Source organism: Actinocatenispora comari (assembly GCF_017312725.1).
GTDB classification, from domain to species: Bacteria; Actinomycetota; Actinomycetes; order Mycobacteriales; family Micromonosporaceae; genus Actinocatenispora; species Actinocatenispora comari.
The window spans coordinates 1-19,688 of the sequence record NZ_BOPO01000021.1; the positions used below are offsets into that span (position 1 = coordinate 1).

The 19,688-nt window shown below is 72.8% G+C and carries 24 protein-coding genes; 11 read left to right on the top strand and 13 right to left on the bottom strand.

The window, feature by feature from the left end:
* The coding region (locus NUM_RS07560) for a helix-turn-helix domain-containing protein (protein WP_207123995.1) at positions 1-353 on the bottom strand (353 nt) is incomplete at its 3' end.
* A gap of 122 nt (positions 354-475) precedes the next feature.
* Complete coding sequence (locus NUM_RS07565) at positions 476-1,369, bottom strand: helix-turn-helix domain-containing protein (protein WP_207123997.1); 894 nt, start codon at positions 1,367-1,369, stop codon at positions 476-478.
* A 117-nt stretch (positions 1,370-1,486) separates the two neighbouring features.
* Between NUM_RS07565 and NUM_RS07570 the strand changes: the two genes are divergently transcribed.
* Positions 1,487-1,753, top strand: coding sequence for a hypothetical protein (locus tag NUM_RS07570; protein WP_207124000.1), 267 nt, complete (start codon positions 1,487-1,489; stop codon positions 1,751-1,753).
* Entirely contained in the window at positions 1,750-1,995 is a 246-nt protein-coding gene (locus NUM_RS07575; protein ID WP_207124002.1) for a hypothetical protein, read from the top strand. Before NUM_RS07570 ends, NUM_RS07575 begins: the two co-directional genes overlap by 4 nt.
* Positions 1,996-2,164: 169 nt before the next feature.
* Here the strand turns inward: NUM_RS07575 and NUM_RS07580 are convergent, their stop codons facing one another.
* Both NUM_RS07580 and NUM_RS07585 read right to left on the bottom strand, forming a co-directional pair.
* Positions 2,165-2,755, bottom strand: a complete 591-nt coding sequence (locus NUM_RS07580; RefSeq protein WP_207124004.1) for a hypothetical protein — start codon at positions 2,753-2,755, stop codon at positions 2,165-2,167.
* An 88-nt stretch (positions 2,756-2,843) separates the two neighbouring features.
* The gene (locus tag NUM_RS07585; RefSeq protein WP_207124006.1) at positions 2,844-3,074 is read right to left on the bottom strand and encodes a GntR family transcriptional regulator; all 231 of its coding nucleotides are present in this window, start codon (positions 3,072-3,074) and stop codon (positions 2,844-2,846) included.
* A gap of 222 nt (positions 3,075-3,296) precedes the next feature.
* Between NUM_RS07585 and NUM_RS07590 the strand changes: the two genes are divergently transcribed.
* The 3 genes from NUM_RS07590 (at position 3,297) to NUM_RS07595 (ending at position 3,849) form a co-directional block, all read left to right on the top strand.
* A complete protein-coding gene (locus tag NUM_RS07590) occupies positions 3,297-3,491 on the top strand; it encodes a hypothetical protein (protein WP_207124008.1) in 195 nt (64 codons plus the stop codon).
* Positions 3,488-3,613, top strand: a complete 126-nt coding sequence (locus NUM_RS37645) for a hypothetical protein (protein ID WP_263975113.1) — start codon at positions 3,488-3,490, stop codon at positions 3,611-3,613. Before NUM_RS07590 ends, NUM_RS37645 begins: the two co-directional genes overlap by 4 nt.
* An 86-nt stretch (positions 3,614-3,699) precedes the next feature.
* The gene (locus NUM_RS07595; RefSeq protein ID WP_207124010.1) at positions 3,700-3,849 is read left to right on the top strand and encodes a hypothetical protein; all 150 of its coding nucleotides are present in this window, start codon (positions 3,700-3,702) and stop codon (positions 3,847-3,849) included.
* Between the two features lie 63 nt (positions 3,850-3,912).
* Here NUM_RS07595 and NUM_RS07600 read toward each other — a convergent pair whose 3' ends face one another.
* From NUM_RS07600 to NUM_RS07615, 4 genes are all read right to left on the bottom strand, one after another.
* On the bottom strand, positions 3,913-4,425 hold the full coding sequence (locus NUM_RS07600; RefSeq protein WP_207124012.1) for a hypothetical protein: 513 nt from the start codon (positions 4,423-4,425) through the stop codon (positions 3,913-3,915).
* A gap of 46 nt (positions 4,426-4,471) precedes the next feature.
* Positions 4,472-5,695, bottom strand: coding sequence for an MFS transporter (locus NUM_RS07605; RefSeq protein ID WP_207124014.1), 1,224 nt, complete (start codon positions 5,693-5,695; stop codon positions 4,472-4,474).
* 250 nt (positions 5,696-5,945) lie between these two features.
* Positions 5,946-6,782, bottom strand: coding sequence for an AraC family transcriptional regulator (locus NUM_RS07610; RefSeq protein WP_225918395.1), 837 nt, complete (start codon positions 6,780-6,782; stop codon positions 5,946-5,948).
* Between the two features lie 209 nt (positions 6,783-6,991).
* Complete coding sequence (locus NUM_RS07615; RefSeq protein ID WP_207124016.1) at positions 6,992-8,461, bottom strand: carboxylesterase/lipase family protein; 1,470 nt, start codon at positions 8,459-8,461, stop codon at positions 6,992-6,994.
* A 437-nt stretch (positions 8,462-8,898) separates the two neighbouring features.
* Here NUM_RS07615 and NUM_RS07620 point away from each other — a divergent pair, with 437 nt between their 5' ends.
* The 5 genes from NUM_RS07620 to NUM_RS07640 all read left to right on the top strand — a co-directional run bounded on the left by NUM_RS07620 (position 8,899) and on the right by NUM_RS07640 (position 14,086).
* Positions 8,899-9,162, top strand: coding sequence for a hypothetical protein (locus tag NUM_RS07620; protein ID WP_225918396.1), 264 nt, complete (start codon positions 8,899-8,901; stop codon positions 9,160-9,162).
* A gap of 4 nt (positions 9,163-9,166) precedes the next feature.
* On the top strand, positions 9,167-10,078 hold the full coding sequence (locus NUM_RS07625) for a hypothetical protein (RefSeq protein ID WP_207124018.1): 912 nt from the start codon (positions 9,167-9,169) through the stop codon (positions 10,076-10,078).
* The gene (locus NUM_RS07630) at positions 10,068-12,872 is read left to right on the top strand and encodes an FtsK/SpoIIIE domain-containing protein (protein WP_207124020.1); all 2,805 of its coding nucleotides are present in this window, start codon (positions 10,068-10,070) and stop codon (positions 12,870-12,872) included. Before NUM_RS07625 ends, NUM_RS07630 begins: the two co-directional genes overlap by 11 nt.
* Positions 12,869-13,582, top strand: a complete 714-nt coding sequence (locus tag NUM_RS07635; protein WP_207124023.1) for a hypothetical protein — start codon at positions 12,869-12,871, stop codon at positions 13,580-13,582. The genes NUM_RS07630 and NUM_RS07635 overlap by 4 nt, the downstream gene beginning before the upstream one ends.
* A gap of 216 nt (positions 13,583-13,798) precedes the next feature.
* Positions 13,799-14,086, top strand: coding sequence for a hypothetical protein (locus NUM_RS07640; protein ID WP_030448081.1), 288 nt, complete (start codon positions 13,799-13,801; stop codon positions 14,084-14,086).
* Positions 14,087-14,241: 155 nt separating this feature from the next.
* Here NUM_RS07640 and NUM_RS07645 read toward each other — a convergent pair whose 3' ends face one another.
* From NUM_RS07645 to NUM_RS07665, 5 genes are all read right to left on the bottom strand, one after another.
* Entirely contained in the window at positions 14,242-14,694 is a 453-nt protein-coding gene (locus tag NUM_RS07645) for an STAS domain-containing protein (RefSeq protein ID WP_207124025.1), read from the bottom strand.
* Positions 14,695-14,919: 225 nt separating this feature from the next.
* Entirely contained in the window at positions 14,920-15,846 is a 927-nt protein-coding gene (gene ligD / locus NUM_RS07650) for a non-homologous end-joining DNA ligase (RefSeq protein WP_207124028.1), read from the bottom strand.
* Positions 15,843-16,451 (bottom strand): DNA polymerase ligase N-terminal domain-containing protein, encoded by a 609-nt coding sequence (locus NUM_RS07655; protein ID WP_207124030.1) that lies wholly within the window; start codon positions 16,449-16,451, stop codon positions 15,843-15,845. Before NUM_RS07655 ends, ligD begins: the two co-directional genes overlap by 4 nt.
* Positions 16,452-16,513: 62 nt before the next feature.
* Positions 16,514-17,365 carry a 3-hydroxyacyl-CoA dehydrogenase family protein gene (locus NUM_RS07660; protein WP_207124032.1) on the bottom strand — a complete coding sequence of 284 codons (852 nt, stop codon included), beginning with the start codon at positions 17,363-17,365 and terminating at the stop codon, positions 16,514-16,516.
* A gap of 92 nt (positions 17,366-17,457) precedes the next feature.
* Positions 17,458-17,694 carry a hypothetical protein gene (locus NUM_RS07665; protein ID WP_207124036.1) on the bottom strand — a complete coding sequence of 79 codons (237 nt, stop codon included), beginning with the start codon at positions 17,692-17,694 and terminating at the stop codon, positions 17,458-17,460.
* Between the two features lie 596 nt (positions 17,695-18,290).
* Between NUM_RS07665 and NUM_RS07670 the strand changes: the two genes are divergently transcribed.
* On the top strand, positions 18,291-19,505 hold the full coding sequence (locus NUM_RS07670; RefSeq protein ID WP_207124038.1) for a helix-turn-helix domain-containing protein: 1,215 nt from the start codon (positions 18,291-18,293) through the stop codon (positions 19,503-19,505).
* Positions 19,506-19,688: the final 183 nt, after the last annotated feature.

Sequence of the window (19,688 nt, forward strand, 5' to 3'; positions counted from 1 at the left end):
CGGCGCGACAAGCCCAGCCGTCGTAGCCAGCGACCCACGGTCGTGATGCTGACGGTGATGCCTTCTGCCGCCAACTCGACCGTGATCAACCGCGCGGACAGCTTCCGGTGCCGGCGCAGGTCTTCGATGCGGTCCACGACCGCTTGGTCGAGTCGATGCGGGCTACGCCGTGGCCTGGAGCGCCGGTCGACCAGACCCGCCTCGCCTTCGGCCCGGTACCGGTTGACCCACTTCGACAGACACTGCCGTGACACGCCTGCCTCAGCGGCCACATGCGCGATCGGACGGGTGTGGCAGCGTCGGACCAGACGCAGCCTGCCGGCCGGGGTCAACGGGGCATTACGGTGGGACACGACGGGTCTCCTCGACGGCCAGGGCGTGTTGTCAGCGCTTCACATCCTGACCGCCAGGAGACCCGTCCCTGCTAGCGGCCCAACTACCTCCCCGGCGTCAACAACCTCACGAACCACAACAGCTAGCCTTCCGCCACTTGATCTCCGCCATCCCGAACGTCCTCCGCGATCTTCCGTAGCAACTTCAGGGAATCCGCCTGGGCGAGGGCATCGCCAGACAGCTTTTGCCAGCGCCGTAGAGCATCGTCAACTTCGGCGCCGCGTTCAAGCCAGTTGCCCTGCCCCCACTGCTCCGTGTAGCCCAGTGGCGGGTGGTCCTCGTACTCAAGAACCGCGAAGCTGCCTTCCATCGCAACGTGTCCGCCGATTCCGAAGGGCACGACCTGAACTTCAAGAGTTGGCAGCGCCTCGTACCTGTCTGCGATGTACTCGATCTGCCGTGCCATCACCTCACGACCCCCGACCAGGCGCCGGGTCGCCCCCTCGTCGATTACGGTCCAGAGACGGAGGCCGTCATCGAGCAGTTCGGCGCGCTGCATGCGAACATCCACCCGTTGGGTAATCGCCGCAGCATCCGCAGTGGGGTCGGTCAGCCGAATGACCTCTTCCGCGTACTCCGGCGTCTGGAGCAGGCCGTTGACGAGCCCGTGGTCGAACCATCGGACGATGGAAGCTGCCGCCTCAAGGTCGACGTATGAGCCGGCCGGTACACCCATGCCCTGCCACCAGGCTGGCTGCTTGAGGGTCTGGTGCAACAGCATCAGCTCGGCGCGCTTGCTCTCGTCGGCCTTGTAGATGGAGAGCAGGGCGAGTAGCTGAGCCTTGTTCACACTTCGGTGCGCGTGCTCCATCTGCGAGAGATGGCCCTGGCCCACACCCAGCTCGTCGGCAGCCTTCTCGCTGGTCAGCCCGGCAGCACGGCGCAGTCGCGCGAGCTGGAGCCCCAGTACGCGCTTGCGCACGGTCGGGCTGAACCGATCTGCCACGTCCTCATCGTTCCACGCCTGCGTTGCCATCCCTAGCGACCCCTGGTGTTTGCGATATTGCTCTTGCCATACATAACAAGCAGCATGATAGCTTCTCACTCATATCGCCCGGCGCGGAGCGTCAGGCACGAGTCACGGGAGGCAGTCATGTCGAGTGGGGTGGATCCGGTACGTCCCGGGTACGAGCTGGTGTTGGGGGCGACGCCGACGCCGGGCGAACGGGTGTGGTTGACCAACCGGGCGGGCGACCAGTTCACCTACCGATCGCGCTGGTACCAGGTGATCCGGGTGGACGACGCCTGGCTGCCGGGCCACTCGTACCTGGTCGGTTTCTATCCGGAGTCGCCGCGCGAGATCCGCCGCGAGTACGTCATCGACGGCGGCGTCCGGGTGGAACGGCGGTGCCAGCCGTGACGACGACCCCACAACCCACCGACCGTGGCGCGGACCAACCGCGGCCCGGCGACCACGTCTTCATCTGCCCGACCGCGGGCATCCACGGCCACGGTTGCTGGTGGGCGCGGGTCGTGTCGGTGCTTCCGGCGTTGGTCGAGGGCGCCGTCTACCTGCGGGTCGTCCCGTCCGACGACGACCAGGCGCCGGTACGAGTCTTCTACGCGCGCACCGCCACCCTGCTGATCCGGCGGCGGTCGTGACCGTCTCGATCGCCCTCGGCTGGCTGTTCACCCTGGTACTGGCGTTCGTGCTCGGCGCCGCCCACTCGCACCGCCGCTGAACCCCGGGCATCGACATCGCGCTTTCGACGGCCATCGGCACTGTCCGATTCGGAACGCCCGAGACCCGCCGGGCCAAGGTCCCGAGGGTCTATCCGTTGAGGACGGCTGAGCCGTCGAGCAACAGGTGCAGCGCCTGCCGATCGAGCCGCAGCTCCGTGTCCAGCCGATCGCAGATCGAGGCGCAGTAAGCTCCCGCTGCCTGCACCCGGGAGTCCGCGACGACCTGCTCCAGCTCCTCGTCCTCGCCGGGGAAGGCGACGTCCTCGAACATGTCCAGTGACACGTTCTGGATGACGGGGAACAGGGCGTGTTCCATCCACGGACCGACGCGCTGGGCCGGATCCGACGCAATATCGAGTGGACTGCTCAAGCAGATGATCGCCGAGTTGAGCAGTTGACTCACGTCGTAATCCGTCGGGCTCTCGGCTCGCGCCAGGACTGCCGCGACGTCATTGCCGACGCGGCCGTTCACGATGAAGTGCAGCGACAGACGACTCGCCTCGTCGAACCAGTGAGCCCACGCCGATGCCTCGGACTCGCTGAGCTCCGCCCGCAAGCCGGTGCCCAACAGCCAGAACACCGCGGCGCGTCGCCTGGGCGTCAGCCGCTCCACCCGTTCAGCCAGATCGTCCAGCAAGTCGGCGTAACTCACGTCTATCCCGTCGAGGCTCCAGGTCAACGCCAGATGTTCTTCAGCGCATCGCCGTCGGCTCAGGGAGGCGAGCGGCGTAGTCCGGGTCAAGCGTCGTCGCAGGCCGGTCGTGCTCCTACGGCTTGACGTAGGTTCCCTTGCCGTTGGTCGTCTCGGCGATGCCTTCGGCGACGAGGTGCTGCAAGGCATGTCGTACCGTGCCGCGGGCTACCCCGAACTCCTGCTGCAGGCTGACTTCGGACGGAAGCCGGCCGCCCTTGCGGTACGTCCCGTCCTCGATCCGAGCAACCAGCACATCGACCAACTGCCGCCAGAGCGGCGTACTGATGTCGGGATCCAGGGTCATGATCCAACGCTAGACAGGCGTGCCGACCTGCATCATCGCTGAGACAGGTGTAGGGCACCATGGACAGGTAGGTATAGGTCGCGTACGGTAGCCGGTAGCCCACAGAGCAGGCACCTGTCGCTGGCGAGCAGCAATGGGTGCCCTGACCGGAAACGGAGGCTCCGGCCAATGACCCGCTCCACGGTCCACCGCACCGCCAAAACTCCCCCCGCAGGCTCCGAAGTGTTCATCTCACCCGCGGCCGGCGTGCACGGGCACGGCTCCTTCTGGGCGCTGCTGGTGTCCAGCACCGACGGACTCGTACCCGGCCACGCGTATGTCCGCGTCTGCCGCACCGAGGACGTGGACGGTGATGCCACCGTCCGTACCTTCTACGTCCGGCTGTCGGGCCTACTAGTGCGGGACCCGAGCCGATGAGCATCGGTACCGCTCGGGCCTGCCACTCGTCCTCCTACCGATCGCGCTGGTACCAGGTGATCCGGGTGGACGACGCCTGGCTGGCGTTCGTGCTCGGCGCTGCCCACTCGCACCGCCGCTGAGCCGTCGCATCGTCGATCAGGGCGCGACAATCACGCAGCTCGCGCCACCGTTCGCCGTCCGAGAAGGATGCTGCGAGCGCGAGCAGGTGGCGGCACGGGTGCTGTTGGCCCATCCCCGCGCCGTACCGCTGCTCGCCACCTACCCGGTACCGACTCCCCCGTCCGCCCCGGCCGACTACTACGACCGCTGGTTCACCGCCGGCCTTACTGCCCTCGTCCACGGCTTCACCACCTGACCCGGAAAGCGGTGCTTGCCGATGGTGTCCTTCGGCATCTGGACCGCTCCGCCAGCCGCCCGTTCAGGCGAGCGTCCAGTGTCGGCTGTGCCAGGTGTCGAACGGGTGCAGGCCCGCGATCTCCGAGCCCGCCGCCCGCAGGCCCGCCGAGAACTCGGTGGTCAGCCGGGTGAACAGCTCCCCCAGCCGGGCCGCGCCCACGTGCTCGACGTCGGGCGACGGCGTGAAGCTGGTCCTGGAGCGGCACCGGAGCACGTATGCCTCGGCCGACCGTTCGAAGGTGACGCTTCGCTCCACTCCCTGAGAGTAGAAGTCGACCTCACCGAGTCCGTGCGTCGCCAGCCCGTCGAGCAGTTCCGGCAGCTGCTCGACCAGGGTCGACATGTCGTACGGCACGTCGAAGCCCCAGTCGTCCCGACCGAACCCACCGATGTGGAACGTGTAACCGACTTCGGCGAGGACCGCGCAGCCGCGCATCGCCAGGTATTCGTGGTCGTGCCGGTCCTCCAACGGCTCGGCCACCAGGTTCGAGGGGGAAAGCCGTGCCGGACGAGACAGGCCGAAGTCGAACGGCACTCGACCGCACCTCCCCACTTGGCGCACGCGACCAGGGAATCGTCCCTCAGCCCGCGGCACCGGACGTCGGCAGGCGGGCGGTGCGGTAGGGGGAGAGGGTCATGGCGAGGGCGGCGGCGGTGTAGATCGCGGTGGCGACGGCGAAGGCGGGGCGGTAGCCGAGGTGGTCGCCGAGGACGCCGCCGAGCGGGGCGCCGACGGTGCGCAGGCCCCAGTTCATCGAGCGGATCGTGGCGTTCATCCTGCCCTGCAACGCATCCGGGGTGACGGTCTGCCGGTACGCGGACTCCATCGGGCCGTCGATGCCCATGCCGAGGCCGAACAACGCCTGCCCGGCCAGCGCGACGACCCAGCCCAGCGCGCCGGTCGGCGGGACCAGCGCCACCAGCCCGAACGCGAGCGGCGACACCCAGCGGCCGACGACCACGGTGCCGCCGGCGCCGATGCGGTGACCCAGCCGTACGCCGAGGGTGTTGCCGACGACGCCGCCGACGCCGGCCACGGCGAGGGTGACGCCGAGCCCGACCGAGCCGAGCCCGGCCTGCCGCAGCACGTACGGCGCCCACAGCGTGCTCGCCATCGCGGTGGCGACGAACCACACGTGGGTGCCGAGCGCGTACGGGGCGAGGGTGCGGTGCCGGTAGACGAACCGCAGCCCCTCGGCCAGTTCGGTACGGATCCGCCGGCGGCCGGCGCGGTCCGGCACCGGTTCGGGCGTCCGGATGCTCGCCACCAGCGCCCCGGAGACCAGGTACGACGCGGCGTCGACCAGCACCGCGAGCGGCGCGCCGATCAGCCGGACCAGACCGCCGGCGATCGCCGGACCGACCGTCTGCGCGGCGATCCCGCTGCGTTCCAGCGCCACGTTGGCCCGGGTCAGGTCGGCGGCCGGGACCAGCCGCGGCAGGTACGCCTGGTTCGCAGCGGTGCCGAGCAGCGACAGCACCCCGAACGGCAGCAGGAACACCACGACGACCCAGACCCGCAGCAGCCCGAGCGCGGCGAGCACCGGGATGGCGAGCAGCAGCGCACCACGGCCGAGGTCGGTGGCGGCGATCAGCCCGCGACGCCGGTGCCGGTCGATGAACACCCCGGCGAGCAGCCCGAACAGCAGGTACGGCAGCCACTGGGCGGCACCGACGATGCCCAGTTCGGTGGCCGACGCGGACAGCGTGACGACCAGCAACACCTGCAACGCGACCCCGGTGACGTACGAGCCGAAGCCGGAGACGGTCGCCGCCGTCCACACCCGCCCGAACCCGCCGCCCACTCCCCTATGATCCCGACCCGGAAGTCCCGCGCTCCGCGAGGCCCCGGTCGACACCGACGGCCGAGGGACCACGATGCCGAGGGTCGGAGTCCCGCGCTGCGCGCGGCCCCGATCGACACCGACAGCCGAGGTACCGCGATGCCGAGGGATCGGGGCCGGCGCCAGCGACAGCGGCCGCCGGCCACGGCGGTCCGGCGGCAGGACGGCTCGGCCGTCGACGGTGCGGCCCAGCGGTCGGCGATGCGACGGCTCAGCGGTACCGGGTGGGCCAGGCGATGTGGTCGAGGGCGAGGAACGGGGACGCCGCAACCTCGGTCGGGGTGGTGCCGGCGAACGAGGCCACGTCCCGGTGCAGGTGCGACTGGTCGACGTAGCCGCAGTCGATGGCGGCCGACGCGGCGGGATGGCCCGCGGCGAGGCGGTGCACCGCGCGGTCGAACCGGATCAGCTGCCCGGCCCGCTTCGGGGTGATGCCGACCTGCGCGCCGAACCGGGACCACAGCCGGGTACGGCTCCAGCCGACCTCGGCGGCGAGCCGGTCGACCCGCACCCGGCCACCGGTGGCGGTCAGCCGCCGCCAGCAGTGCGCGACCTCGGGGTCGACGGTACGCACCGCGTCGCGGTGCCGGCGCTCCAGCGCGGCGGCGACGATCGCGAACCGGTCCGGCCACGTACGGGCGGCCCGCAACCGCTCCTGGATGCGTACCGCCTCGCGGCCCCACAGGTCGTCCAGGGCGACAACCGCGCCGCGCAGGTCGGCGGTGGCGCCGAGCAGCGGGTACCCCAGCAGCGGGGAGAGCCGCAGCTGGAGGCACTCGGAGCGGCCGGCGAGGCCCCGGCCGCGGGCCCGGACGGGTGCGAGCCCGGCCACGACGCGCTCGCGCTGCCGGGCGCCACCGGCGTCCTCGACCACGAACGGCCGCTCGCCGAGGTCGAACAGTACGGTCAGCGCCGGGTGCGGCACCAGCGCGATGTCGCCGTACTCGTTCGCCTCGTCGCCGTAGCCGGCCATCGCGACGCCGGGCCGGGCGTAGGTGGCGATGCGCCACCGCGGTGCCCGGGCCGTGCGTCGCCGGTGTCCACCCATCCGCATCTCCGTGCTTCCTCGCCGGGCCCGGGGCCCGGCGCCGGCATCGCCCCGACCCGCCCGACCCGCCCCGACCGGCCCGACCGGACGGGCCCGACCGGACCGACCCGACCGGACCGACCGGACCGACCGGCCCGACCGGCCCGACCCGAACCGGCCTGGCCCTGCCCGAACCGGCCCCCGACAGGAACCGACCGCCACGGTCAGTATCACCCGGACCACGTGTCCCGCAGCTCGCCGTCGGGGTCGGCGACCACCGTGATGCCCGCGTCGAGCAGCGCGGTGGTGCGGCCGGCCTGGTCGTAGCGGGGCCAGCCCGGGTCGCCGGCGGCGACGAACCGGGCCCAGGCGCCGTGCACCGTCTGCGTCACGACGGGCGACGGGTCGGCGCCGATCAGCGGCCGGGTCGACTCGTCGTCCAGCAGGTCGAACACGTACGGCAGCTCCACCGCGTGCGCGGCACCGAGCCGGCCGCCGAAGCTCGACGACGCATGGTCGAAGCGGTACAGCCAGTTGCCGGTGGCGCCGCCGGCCAGCCGCGCCTCGACGCCCCGGGTGATCGGCAGCCGCAGCGACCGGTCGGTGGTCACCGCGGCCAGCAGCTCGCCGCTGCTCGCCCCGGGCCGGGCCGACCGGTAGCGCTGGACCGTACCGTCGGATCCGCCGAGCGCGGCCACCACGCCGGCCAGCATCGTCTCGTCGACCGCGTCGATCAGGCCGGTGGGCACCAGCCCGATCCGGGTGTCGTCCCGGTTCCAGCCGGTGAGCAGCCGCACGCCGCGACCGGCCCCGCCGCGTACCGCGTCGAACGGGTGCGCGGGCAGCGTGTCACCGTCGAGCACCGGGGCGAACGGCAGCACGTCCCAGCTGGTCGGATCGTGCGGTACCTGGCTCGCCGCCACCAGCGCGGCCGACGCCCGGGCGAGCTCGCCGGCCGGTACCTCGCGGAAGGCCGCCCGGGTCGGTGCGACGTGCAGCGCGGCGGCCAGCCGGGCGGCGACCCCGACGGCGGCGTCCGGGGGCAGGGTGCGGGCGGCCGACCCGCTCTGCGCGATCGCCTGGCCGAACAGACCGGCCGAGCGCGGCACGGCCAGCAGGGTGGCGACGCTGACCGCGCCGGCGGACTGGCCGGCGACGGTGACCCGGTCCGGATCCCCGCCGAACGCGGCGATGTTGTCCCGCACCCACGCCAGCGCGGCGAGCTGGTCCAGCAGCCCCAGGTTCGCGACCCCGTCGCCGAGGTACAGGAAGCCCTCCGCGCCGAGCCGGTAGTTGATCGTCACGTACACCACGCCGTCCCGGGCGAACGAGCTGCCCCGGTAGCCGGGCAGGGAGCCGGCGCCGGTGGTGAACGCGCCGCCGTGGATCCACACCAGTACCGGCAGCCCGGTGGTGTCCGGATCGGGCGTCCAGACGTTGAGGTTGAGGCAGTCCTCGCCGTCGATCACGACCTCCGGGAACAGCGGCGTACCCGGCCCCTTGGGACAGGTCGGCCCGTACCGCCCGGCGTCGCGCACCCCCTCCCACGGCACCGACGGCGCGGGCGGCAGCAGCCGGCGCGGACCGAACGGTGCTGCCGCGTACGGGATGCCGAGGAACGCGGCGACTCCCCCGTCGAGCCGCCCGGCCACTCGGCCACCCGCCACCCGCACCGTCGGCGCCTCGCCCACCACCGTCATCGCCCACCCCTCACCTGGTCGGTACGGGTCGAGCATCGTCGCGGCGGCACCGGCGCGTCTTGGACGAATGTTTGCCCGGCACACCCAGCACGCCTGGGCGCCTGGGCGCGCGGGGCGGCGGGGCGAACACCTTACCGGACACACCCAACGCGCGGTGTCGCGTATCGCACCTTCCGTCGTCGCGGGATGTCGGCACATACTTGTCGCAAAGGAGGCGAGGTGACGTGAGAGGGCCCGAAAAGTGGACACGGTCCGCCGGCTATGCGACTGTCAGTTACGACACAGGCACGACATGTTGACGTTTTCCTGGTGTCCTTTTGTCGTTCTTGACATGATTGATGCGCCCGCGCGTGCAGAGGAGTCGCGGCAGTCCCGTTACCCGACCGGGCGTCCCTGAAGGGCCTGCCTGTCGTGCCAGCGCTCGTGAGGAGGCCTACGTGACGATCAACGTGGCCGAGGTCAAGTCGGCGATCCACGCCGCCGTGGCTGAGGTACAGGACGGCCAGCAGGCGGTCCAGCTCGCCAACGAGAAGCTGGACGCCGCCCAGCAGAACCTCGCCCTCGCGGTCGAGGGCTCCGGCGCCGAGGCGGTGCAGACCGCCCAGGCCGCCCTGGTCGCCGCCCGCGACGACCTGGACAACTGCCTGGCCACCACGATCGGCGCGGTGGAGCAGGCCCAGACCTACCTCGCCAGCCTGTAGCGCCGTGCCGTCCCTCGTCGAGTCGCTCGGTGCCCGGCTGCGCGAGATCGGGCAGCAACTGCCGCTGCCCGAACTGACCCGTGCCGCCGGGGCGCTGCGCGACGCCACCGAACGCTGCGGGTACGTGATGCGCGAGTCCGGCCATGCCGAGTGGCTCGGCCAGCTCACCCTCGCCGGCAGCCACCTGGACAGCGCGATCGCGGCGACCCGGTCGGTGCTGACCGAGCTCGACGGGTACCTGGCCGGGATCGGCGTCGCCGGTGTCGCGCCGCCGAACGCCGCCCCCGCCCCCGCCCGCACCGTCGTCACACCGGGCACGGCCGACCCCGCGGCGCAACCGATCCTCGCGCTGCGGTCCTGGTGGCAGCGGCGGGTCGACGAGCTCACCGGGCGGCCGGCGGACGAGCAGCGGCCGAAGACGGTCCGCTCGGACGGCGACCGGGACGACCACGCCACGCCGGAGGAGCCGGCCGACGCGCTGCGCCGGCTCAGCAGCGCGGCCCGCGGCGGCCGGGACGACTACCGGGACGCGCTGCTCGCCACCCACCCGGCCAGCGGGATGGCGCTCGCCGCGCCGGCCGACCGGGCCGCCCGCCGGCTCGGTACCGAGCTGGTCGGCCATCCGCTCGGCCCCGACGACGCCGAGCAGCTCACCGCCCGCGGTACCGGCCGGATCCGCGACCTGCTGCCCGCGCTGCCGCCGGAGCTGCCGGCGGAACTGGTCGGGCAGCTGTGCGACCCGTTCGGCGCCCGGCACGCCGCGCGCCAGCGGCACCCGGTCGACGCCGTCGTCGGCTGGCCGGTCCTGGTCGGCGAGCTGCTCCGGGCGCTCGGCGGTACCGAGGACCGGCTGCCCGAACTGACCGCCACGGCGCCCCAGCGCCCCGACGAGACGCTGCGCCGCGATGGCCGGTAGCCGCCGCGAGCTGGTCGAACAGCTCCGGCAGACCCTCGCGTACGCCCGGGGCTCGGCGCGCGCCGACCTCGCCGCGGCGCAGGCGGCGGCGGACGCGGTGCGCGACGAGCATGCCAAGGCCGAACGCGAGGCGCAACGTTGCGGCCAGCGACTGCTGGCGGCGCACGCTACCCGCCGTGGTGAGGTCGACCGGCAGTCGCTGCACCGGCTGCGCGCCGCGGCCGAACAGCTCACCGCGCTCGCGGTCGAGCAGGCGCCCGGCGCCGCCGGCCTCGACTGGCCGCACTGGGCGCCGACACTGCCGGGCCGCGCCCAGCCGCCCGGGCTGTACCGGATCGGCCGGCTGCTGGCCCGAGACGTGGTCGCCGGCTCCGAACCGCCACTCCCGGCGCTGGTCGCGCTGCTGGACGAGGCGCACCTGCTGATCGAGGACCCCGGCCACGAGCGCGCCGAGCTGGCCGTCCGGGCGCCGGCACCGGAACCGACCACGCCGGTCACCCACCGGCCGACCGAACGGGTACACCGGTTCGTCGGCTCGCTGCTGCTGCGGGTCCTCGGCTCGACCGTGCCCGGCTCGGTGCAGCTGACCGTGTACGACCCGGAACGGCTCGGCGGCAGCCTGGCCGCGTTCGCCCCGCTGGCCCAGGCCGGCCTGCTCACGTTCGTCGGTCCCGGCGGGCTCGGCGACGTGCTGGACGGCCTGGTCGAGCAGGTACGCCGGATCAACGAGACGGTGCTCGCCGGCGACTACGGGTCACTGCGCGAGCTGCACGCGGCGACCGGTCGACGCCCGGAACCGTGGCGCATCGCGGTACTGCTCGGTGAGGGCGACGGCGCCGAACTGAGCAACGCGCAGCAGGCCCAGCTCGACCGGCTGGTCCGCACCGGTCCGGCCTGCGGGGTGCACCTGCTGATCGCCGGCATCGGCCCGGCCGGCGAGTGGTGCCGGCACCCGCAGCTCGACCGGCTGGTGCTGTGGGGAGAGAAGGCCTGGACCTCGCTGACCGGCAACCAGTTCCTGGTGCAGCTCGACCCGCCGCCGTCGATCGAGCTGGCCACCGGTACCAGCCGGGCGATCGCGACGAAGGTACTGGCCGGGCCCGATCCGGCGGTGTTCGCCGACCTGCTGCCCGCGCAGGAGTGGACCGAGTCGTCGGCGGACCGGCTGGTCGCGCCGGTCGGCGCCGGGCCGGACGGTCGCCTGGTCGACGTCGAGCTCGGCGACTCGCCGCCGCACGCGCTCGTCGGCGGGCCCTCCGGTACCGGCAAGACGAACCTGCTCTACGCGCTGATCGGGTCGCTCGCCGCCCGCTACTCCCCGGACGAGCTCGCGCTCTACCTGCTGGACTTCAAGGAGGGCGTGTCGTTCGCGCGGTTCGCGCCGGGCCGGCGCGATCCGAGCTGGCTGCCGCACGTCCGGCTGGTGGGGGTCAACGTCAACACCGACCGGGAGTACGGTCTGGCGCTGCTCGCGTTCCTGCACCAGCAGCTGCGCGAGCGGGCCGAGGCGGCCAAGGCGTACGAGGCGACCAAGCTTGCCGAGCTGCGCGCCGAGGACCCGACCGGGCACTGGCCGCGCATCGTCGCGGTGATCGACGAGTTCCAGGTGTTGCTGGACGGCCGGGACGCGGTGGCGCTGGAGGCGGCCCGGCTGCTGGAGGACCTGGCCCGGCGCGGCCGGTCCCAGGGCATCCACCTGATCCTCGCCAGCCAGGACCTGTCCGGCATCGACGCGCTGTGGGGGCGGGCGTCGATGGTCGCCCAGTTCACCCTGCGGATCGCGCTGCCCAAGGCGCGCCGGATCCTCGCCGAGGGCAACCTCGCCGCCGACACGGTGCCCCGGCACCACGCGGTGATCAACCCGGACTCCGGCGCCGAACCGGCGAACCGGGTCGCGCACATCCCCGACGCCGGCCGCCGCGGCACCCTCGACGTCCTGCAGCAACGGCTCTGGCAGCGGCGCGGTCCGGACGCGGCACCGCCGGTGCTGTTCGACGGCGGTCGGGTGCCGCTGCTGTCCGAGGCCGCCGACCTGGCCGCGCTGGTACCGGGACCGGAACCGAGCCGCACCCCGGTGGCCCTGGTGGGACACACCATCGACGTGACCGGACGCTCCGCCGGCGTGCGGCTGTCCCGATCCCCCGGCCGCAACCTCGCGGTGCTCGGCGCCCGCGCGGCGGAGGCGTGCGACGTGCTGGCCACCGCGGCGGTCTCGCTGGCCGCGCAGTACCGGCCGGGCGCGGTGCGGTTCAGCCTGGTCTGCCTGGACGACGACGCGGTCGAGGCGGCGAAGCGGCTGCACGACGAGCTGGGTGCGGGCGGCCACGACGTCGACTGGTACGACCGGGACGGGGTGTGTGGGCTGTTCGCTGGGACCGCGCAGCTGCTGCGCGACGGCGGCGACGAGCCGGCCCGGCCGCACGTGCTGCTGGCGTACGCGGTGGACGCGGCGGCGACCCGGCTGGAACGCAAGGACCCGACCAGCCGGCGCAGCGCCCGCGACGACCTGAAGGACATCCTCGGCCGCGGGCCGGAGCTGCGGACCCACCTGCTCGGCTGGTGGCGCTCGGTACCGCGGCTGCGCGACGACCTGGGCGGCCTCGGCGCCCGGTTCGACGCGTTCGGCGCCTGGCTCGCGCTCGACGTCCAGGGCGCCGAACTCGCGCCGCTGTCCACCGAACCGGGCGGCCCGCACTGGTACCCGCGGGAGCGCCGGGCGCTGTTCTTCGACCGCGCGGTGGACCGCCGCCCGCGGGTGGTCATCCCGTACCAGACCGAGGAGCAGCGACGATGAGCCAGTTGACCGACGCCCGGCCGGTCGCCGGCACCGGGTCGCCGCGGGAACGCTACCGGCGGGCGGTGGCGGCGCTCGCGATGCCGCTGCACGACCAGGTCGCCGGGCACGACCGGACCGACCAGGCACTGGTGACCGGGCGACGGGAGATCACCGACCGGCTGGAGGAGTCGGCGAGCCGGGTGCGGGCGGCCCGGTCCGCGGTCGCCGCGGCGGCCGAGGCGGTCGAGGCCGTCGACCGGCGGGTCCGCCGGATCTGGCGGGAGCTCGCCGCGCTGCCCGGCCGGCGCCGTGACCTCGGTCCCACGCCGGCGCCGCGGGCGGTGACCGCGCAGCCGGCGATCCCGGCCGCCGAGCTGCTCGACCGGGCCGAGCGCACCGTCACCGCCGCGCGGCTGGGCGAGCTGCCGCTGCGCCCGCCGGTACCGATCTGGGTGGCGATGCTGATCGCCGGCGTGGCCGGCGCCGCGGTCTGCGCGGGCATCGGTACCGCACTGCTGGTCGCCGCGCCCGGGATGCCGGTCGGGGAACGCGCCGCGGCCCGGGTGATCGCCGACGTCGCCTTCGCGCTCGGCGCCCTCGCCGGCGTACCGGCCGCGTCGAGCTGGCTGACCCGGTACGGCCAGCCGATGACCGCGCGCGCGTTCGGCACGGTATTGGGTGCCGGCGTGATCGTGACGATCGGGCTGTTCGTCCTGCTCGGTCATTGACCGAACGGTGCTGTCAGGAAATTCCCATCTTGGTGGCCCTAGGATGACATTCACCGAGCGCGGCCGGAGCCACCGATCGCAGTATGCGAATTCGGACGGTATTCCCCTGGCTGGGTAATTGTGCTTGACTTGCCCCACCGCTTTGGCACGCGGCGATACGCACATCGCGCATACACGTCGCGATCCGCACATCGGAACACACGCACGAGGACGCCGATGGACGACATGCAGGGCCTGAGTCTGACCGAGGCTGCGCGCGAGGCGTACATGCAGCTGATCATGTGCGAGCTACCCAGCTCAGGCACCGAGGTCGAGGCGTGGATTCCGGCGATGAAGGCGGTCAGCCGGATGAATGCGGTCGCCCTGCATCCCGCGCTGATCGCGATCGCCGATCAGCTGGAGGCCGGTTTCCACGACGCGGTCTGCGCGCAGGACCCGGACCGGCTGCGGGTCGCGTTCGACGCCGCCGCCAAGCGACTGCGGCCGCACACCGGCGCAGTTTGACGATCCCTTTCACTGACGGTCACCGCGACCCCGCGTGAGATTCCCGCGGCGAACACTATCCGTCATTCTTTTCGGGAATCCCGCTCGGCATTTTCCGACAGACGTTCGACGACCCGCCAAGAATTGCGCGCCACCGGCGCCGAACCCTAAGAAGGTCAGGCCGCGGTGAAGTGCGGGCCGTCGCCGGGGTGCCAGGCGCCCATCGCCGTGCCGGCGGCCGGCGGCACCGGGACGGTCGGCAGGAACCGGTCCAGCCGGGTCAGGTGCAGCAGCCGGGTCAGCCGGGCCGGAGTGCCGCGCAGCGCGAGCTGCCGGCCGGCCTGCTCGGCCAATCGATGGGTACCGACCAGCACTCCGAGCCCGGTGGCGTCGAAGGTGTCCACAGTGGACATGTCGATCAGCAGCAGACCGTCACCTTGCCGTACCGCAGCGTGAAGGCGCTCCCGGATGCCGGCGGCGGTGTGGGTGTCGAACCGGCCAGAGACGTGCACCACGGTCGGCGCGTCCGTCGAATCAGCAGGCTGCGGCCCCCTGGTGGCGGGCCGCTCGCCGGTGGCGCACCGCTCCTTGGTGGTGCAGTGCACTGCGCGCTCACCTGCCACGACCATCCCCCAACGGTCCCCGGACCCGGCCACGCGCCGGCTCGCCACCCCCATGACGAAACCGGCCCGGGCCGGGTCCGATGCCTCCCCGCTCCCCCAGCGGCACCACCCACGGTACGGCCCAGCCGGCCGTGGCGGGACCGGGGAACACCCTGAACTATGCCAGGGGCGCCACCCCGAGAACCTCCTCCGCCGCGGCGATATCCGTCTCCGCCCTGAGTCGTACCCGGCTCAGCCGGCCTCCCCCAGCCGGCGGCGGACCGGACCGAGATCGCGGGCGTGCCGACCCATCCCGGCCCACGGGTCATCCACAGTGGACAGACGGTCGGCCAGGTCCGCGATCCGGTACCGCCGGGCGCTGGTCAGCGCCTCGTCGGCGACCTCGTCCCAGGACAGCGGGGTCGCCACCGGCGCGCCCGGCAGCGGCCTCGGCGAGTACGGCGCGATCGCGTGCTGGGCGTACGCGTTGCGCAACGTGTCCACGAACAGCCGCCCGTGCCGCTGCTCCTTGCGTACCTGGGTGGTCAGTTCCTCCGGGTACCGCGCCGCGAGGCGGTCGGCGACGGCACCGGCGACCGCGCGTACCTCGTCGACGTCCTGCTTGCCGGCCAGCGGTACCACCACGTGCACGCCACGGGAACCGGTCGTCATCGGGTACCCGGGCAGGTCCAGCTCGGTCAGCAGCTCGTGCAGCGCGAGCGCGGCCCGGCGGACCGCCGGGAAGTCGTCGCCACCGGGCGGATCCAGGTCGAAGATCAGCTTGACCGGCCGGCGCGGCGCCGCCGCCCGGCTCGGCCACGGATGCAGCGCCAGCGCGGCCAGATCGGCGAGGTAGACCAGCGTCGCGACGTCGTCGGCACACAGCATCGTCACGCTGCCGCCGGTGACCCGGTCCACCGTGATCGTGTGCACCCAGTCCGGGGCCGAGTCGGGCACCTTCTTGGCGAAGAACCCCGACCCGCCGGTGCCGTCCGGGAACCGTTGCAGCGCAAGCGGATGCTCCCGCAGGTGCGGGAGCATCCGGTCGGCCACCAGGCGGTAGTAGTCGGCCAGGCCGGCCTTGTCGATCCCGGCTCCGGCCGACCCGTCGGCCGGTTCGAAGAGGATCTTGTCCGGGTGCGTCAGCGGCACCCGGCGTCGACCCACCTGCACGGTCACCGGGCGTCCGCCGCGATCTCGTCCAGGTCCCGGCCGGACAGCACCGACTCGGTCTGGGTGGACACCGGGTTACGGCGCGCGTCGGCGCCCTCGCCGTCCTGCTTGACCAGCAGCCACGCCTCGTGGTCGCCACCGCGGAACCGGGTCAGCGCGTACCCGCCGGTCAGCTTCGCGCCGTCCAGCGCGAACGTGACGTGCCCGCGCGCCAGCCCGTCCGCCATCGACACCGCGGCATCACCGCGCCGCGTCGTGTTGGTGTAACCGCCGGTGTCCCACACCAGTACGGTGCCGCCACCGTACTCGCCGGCCGGGATGGTGCCCTCGAACTCGGCGTAGTCGAGCGGGTGATCCTCGGTCGGTACGGCCAGCCGCCGGTCCCGCGGATCGGTGGACGGGCCCTTCGGTACCGCCCAGGACTTCAGTACCCCGTCGACCTCCAGCCGGAAGTCGTAGTGGTCGGTCGACGCGGCGTGGTGCTGGATGACGAACAGCCCGTCGCCGGCACCCCGCCCGCGCGGACCGCCCTGCCCGGACGGCTCGGTGGTGCGGTCGAAGTGCCGGCGGCGCTGGTACTCCGTCAGCGGGTGACGTGTCGTCGCGGACATCGCGCCTCCCCGGGTCGCTGCGGTCAGGCGTACCCGGGGGCGGCGGCGACAAACCCCGGCTGCTACTCGTACGAGTAGAAGCCCTGGCCCGACTTGCGGCCCAGGTGGCCAGCGGCGACCATCCGCAGCAACGACTCCGGCGGGGCGAACTTCGCGTCCTTGCTGTCGGCGTAGATGTTCTCGGTGGCGTGCACCAACACGTCGACACCGGTCAGATCGGTGGTGGCCAGCGGACCCATCGCGTGCCCGAATCCCAGCTTGCAGGCGGTGTCCAGGTCGGCGGCGCTGATCACGCCGTTCTCCACCAGCCGGGCCGCCTCCATCGCCAGCGCGCAGATCAGCCGGGTGGTGACGAAGCCGGCGATGTCCCGGTTGACGGTCACCACCGTCTTGCCGATCTCCTCGGCGAACGCGGTCGCGCGGGACATCGTCTCGTCGCTCGTCTGGTACCCGCGAACCAGTTCCACCAGCGCCATCATCGGCACCGGCGAGAAGAAGTGGGTGCCGACGACGTACTCGGGGCGCTTGGTCACCGAGGCGATCGTGGTGATCGGGATGGCGGAGGTGTTGGTCGCGAGCACCGCGCCGTCCGCGGCGAGCCGGTCGAGTTCCATGAAGACCCGCTGCTTGATCTCGACCTGCTCGAACACCGCCTCGACGACGATGTCGGCCTCGGACACCACACCGAGGTCGGTGGTGGTGGCGATCCGGCCGAGCGCGGCCGCCGCGTCCGGCTCGCTGAGCTTCTGCTTCTCGACGAACTTGTTCAGCGACTTCTCGATGCCGGCCATCCCGCGCGCCAGCGCCGCGTCGTCCACGTCGCGCATGCTGACCTGCCAGCCGGCCTGGGCCGCCACCTGCGCGATGCCCGAGCCCATCAGCCCGGCGCCGACCACCGCGAGCCGTCCCGCCATGTCCGTCCCCTTCCTCGGAGCAAAGCTACCGTTCAGTAGCGGACTCTACTCAGGGGCGCGGACCGGGCGGCGGCGGACGGCCGTGCCACCGGTCAGTCGTCGCGCCGGACGGTCAGCCCGGCGACCCGGACGAACACCGTCACCTCGGTGATCTCCAGGCCCTCGGCGAGCTCCCAGCCGTCCAGGTAGACCCAGCCGGGCACCGTCGGGGACGGTCGGACGCCGATCACCCGGAACCAGATCGGCCGTTCGAACTGCGAACTTGCCGCGGCGTCCAGTCGGACCAGGTCGCCGATGCGGGGGGTCACACCGGTGGTCGCCATGGTCATCGCGCCGTCGCAGCTGCCGTGGTGCCCACGGCGGGCGACACCGGACGGGGCCGCCGTACCGGACCCGCCTGTCTCGCCGCCTCGGTGGCCACCCGCGCCGTCTCGCACGGGTACGGCCGGCGGCAGCGCGGATGCGCGCACCGGTCCGGGTCCGCCTCGTCGGGGTGATGCGACCGGAGCAGTCGGGTTGCGACGTCGGAGAGAAGTGGATTGGCTGATTGCGGGTCCATGACCGTCTCCCGGCAGGACTGGTGGTCTCTGCTTCGAAGGGTGTTGACAGCGCGTGTCCGGCTGCCCGTCTCGCCCGCCCGATGAGCCGGGGCCTCCGACCCATCGGGCGTCAACGGGAATGCAACTGAACGCAATCACAAGGCTACTTTCTGAGCAGCCGGAAAAGTTCAACGGAGTGAACTCTGTCCAAGCCGCCTACTGCGCGGTGATTACGCCGGGCGGTGCTCGGCCGCCCGGAATGGCACGATCACGTGGATCGATGGGTTCGCCGCCGCTCGCGCAGACATCACCTTGCTGAGTGTCAGATACAAATCACCCTCTGGCAGGTCTATCGCCCCGGGCAAACCGTCTATACCGTGAAATTCATGGCTCGGGAGTCGTATCTCCCCGATGACCGGCCGATCGTCGGGGAACGCATTCGCACCTGGCGGCGCTACCGCGGCATGCCGCTCAAGACGCTGGCCGGCCTGGCCGGGATCTCCGTCGGGCTGCTGTCGGAGGTCGAGAACGGCAAGCGCATCCTCGACCGGCGTTCCCAGCTGACCGCCGTCGCCGCCGCGCTGCAGGTCTCCACCGCCGACCTGACCGACCAGCCCGGCGCGCCGCTGTTCCCGGAACACGCCGCGGCACTCGCCACCGTCCCCGCCGTACGCTCGGCGCTGGTGCTGCTCGCGCTCGACGACGAGCACACCACCGGCCGCGAGCTCACCGCGCTGCGCCGCGACACCGACGCGTTGCAGCCGCTGCGCGCCGCCGCCCGGTACGACAAGATCGGACCGCTGCTGCCCGACCTGCTGCGCGACCTGGGCGCCCGGTGCCGCACCGGCTCCGCGGCGCAGCGCCGGGAGGCGCTGCGGCTGATGGTGCGGGCCACCTACTGCGCCACCTACACCCTCAAATACCTCGGCCACCGCGACCTGGCGATGACCGCCGCCGAGGCGTGCGGGCGGGCCGCCACCGAGCTGGCCGAGCCGGCGTACCTGGGCCTGGCCGCCTTCACCCGGCTGCACTCCCTGCCCCCGGAGACCAAGGCGCTCACCGGCCGGCTCGCCGGCGAGGCCGCCGACCGGCTGCAGCCGCACCTGGCCGACGCCGACACCGCCCAGGTGTACGGGATGCTGCACCTGTCCGCGGCGTTCGCCGCCGCGGTGACCGAGCGCGCCGGCGACACCCACGCCCACCTGGCCGAGGCCGACGCGGTCGCCTCCCGTACCGGCGAGGGCGAGTTCGCCGGGCTGTGCTTCGGGCCGACCAACATCGGGTTCTGGCGGGTGGCGATCGCGGTCGAGCTGGGCGAGGGCGGCCGGGTCGACGAGATCGCCCGGCAGATCCGGCCCGAGGTGGTCGACTCGGCGTCCCGGCGCGCGTCGTTCTTCGCCGACCTCGGCCGCGGGTACGCCCAGGGCGGTGCCGACGCCCGCGCGGTCGAGGCGTTCTGCGTCGCCGAACGGCTGGCGCCGCAACGCATCCGGGCGTCCACGACGGTACGGGAGACGGTCGGTGACATCCTGCGCCGGGCCCGCCGGGAGGCCGGCGGACAGCAGCTGCGCGCGCTGGCCCGGCGGGTCGGCGTGGTCTGACCGCCTGCCCCGGCACCCTGACCTGCACGGATTCGAGCGGTGGGGTACCCGACGGTCGGACCGGTCGACCGGCCGGAGCGAGGTGGCCCGGTGGGCCGGAGCGGGGTGGCCGGCGGGCCGGTGTCGGGTGATCGGCGGTCCGGTCCGCGGCTGGCGGACACGCGACGATTTCGGTGGCCGGGC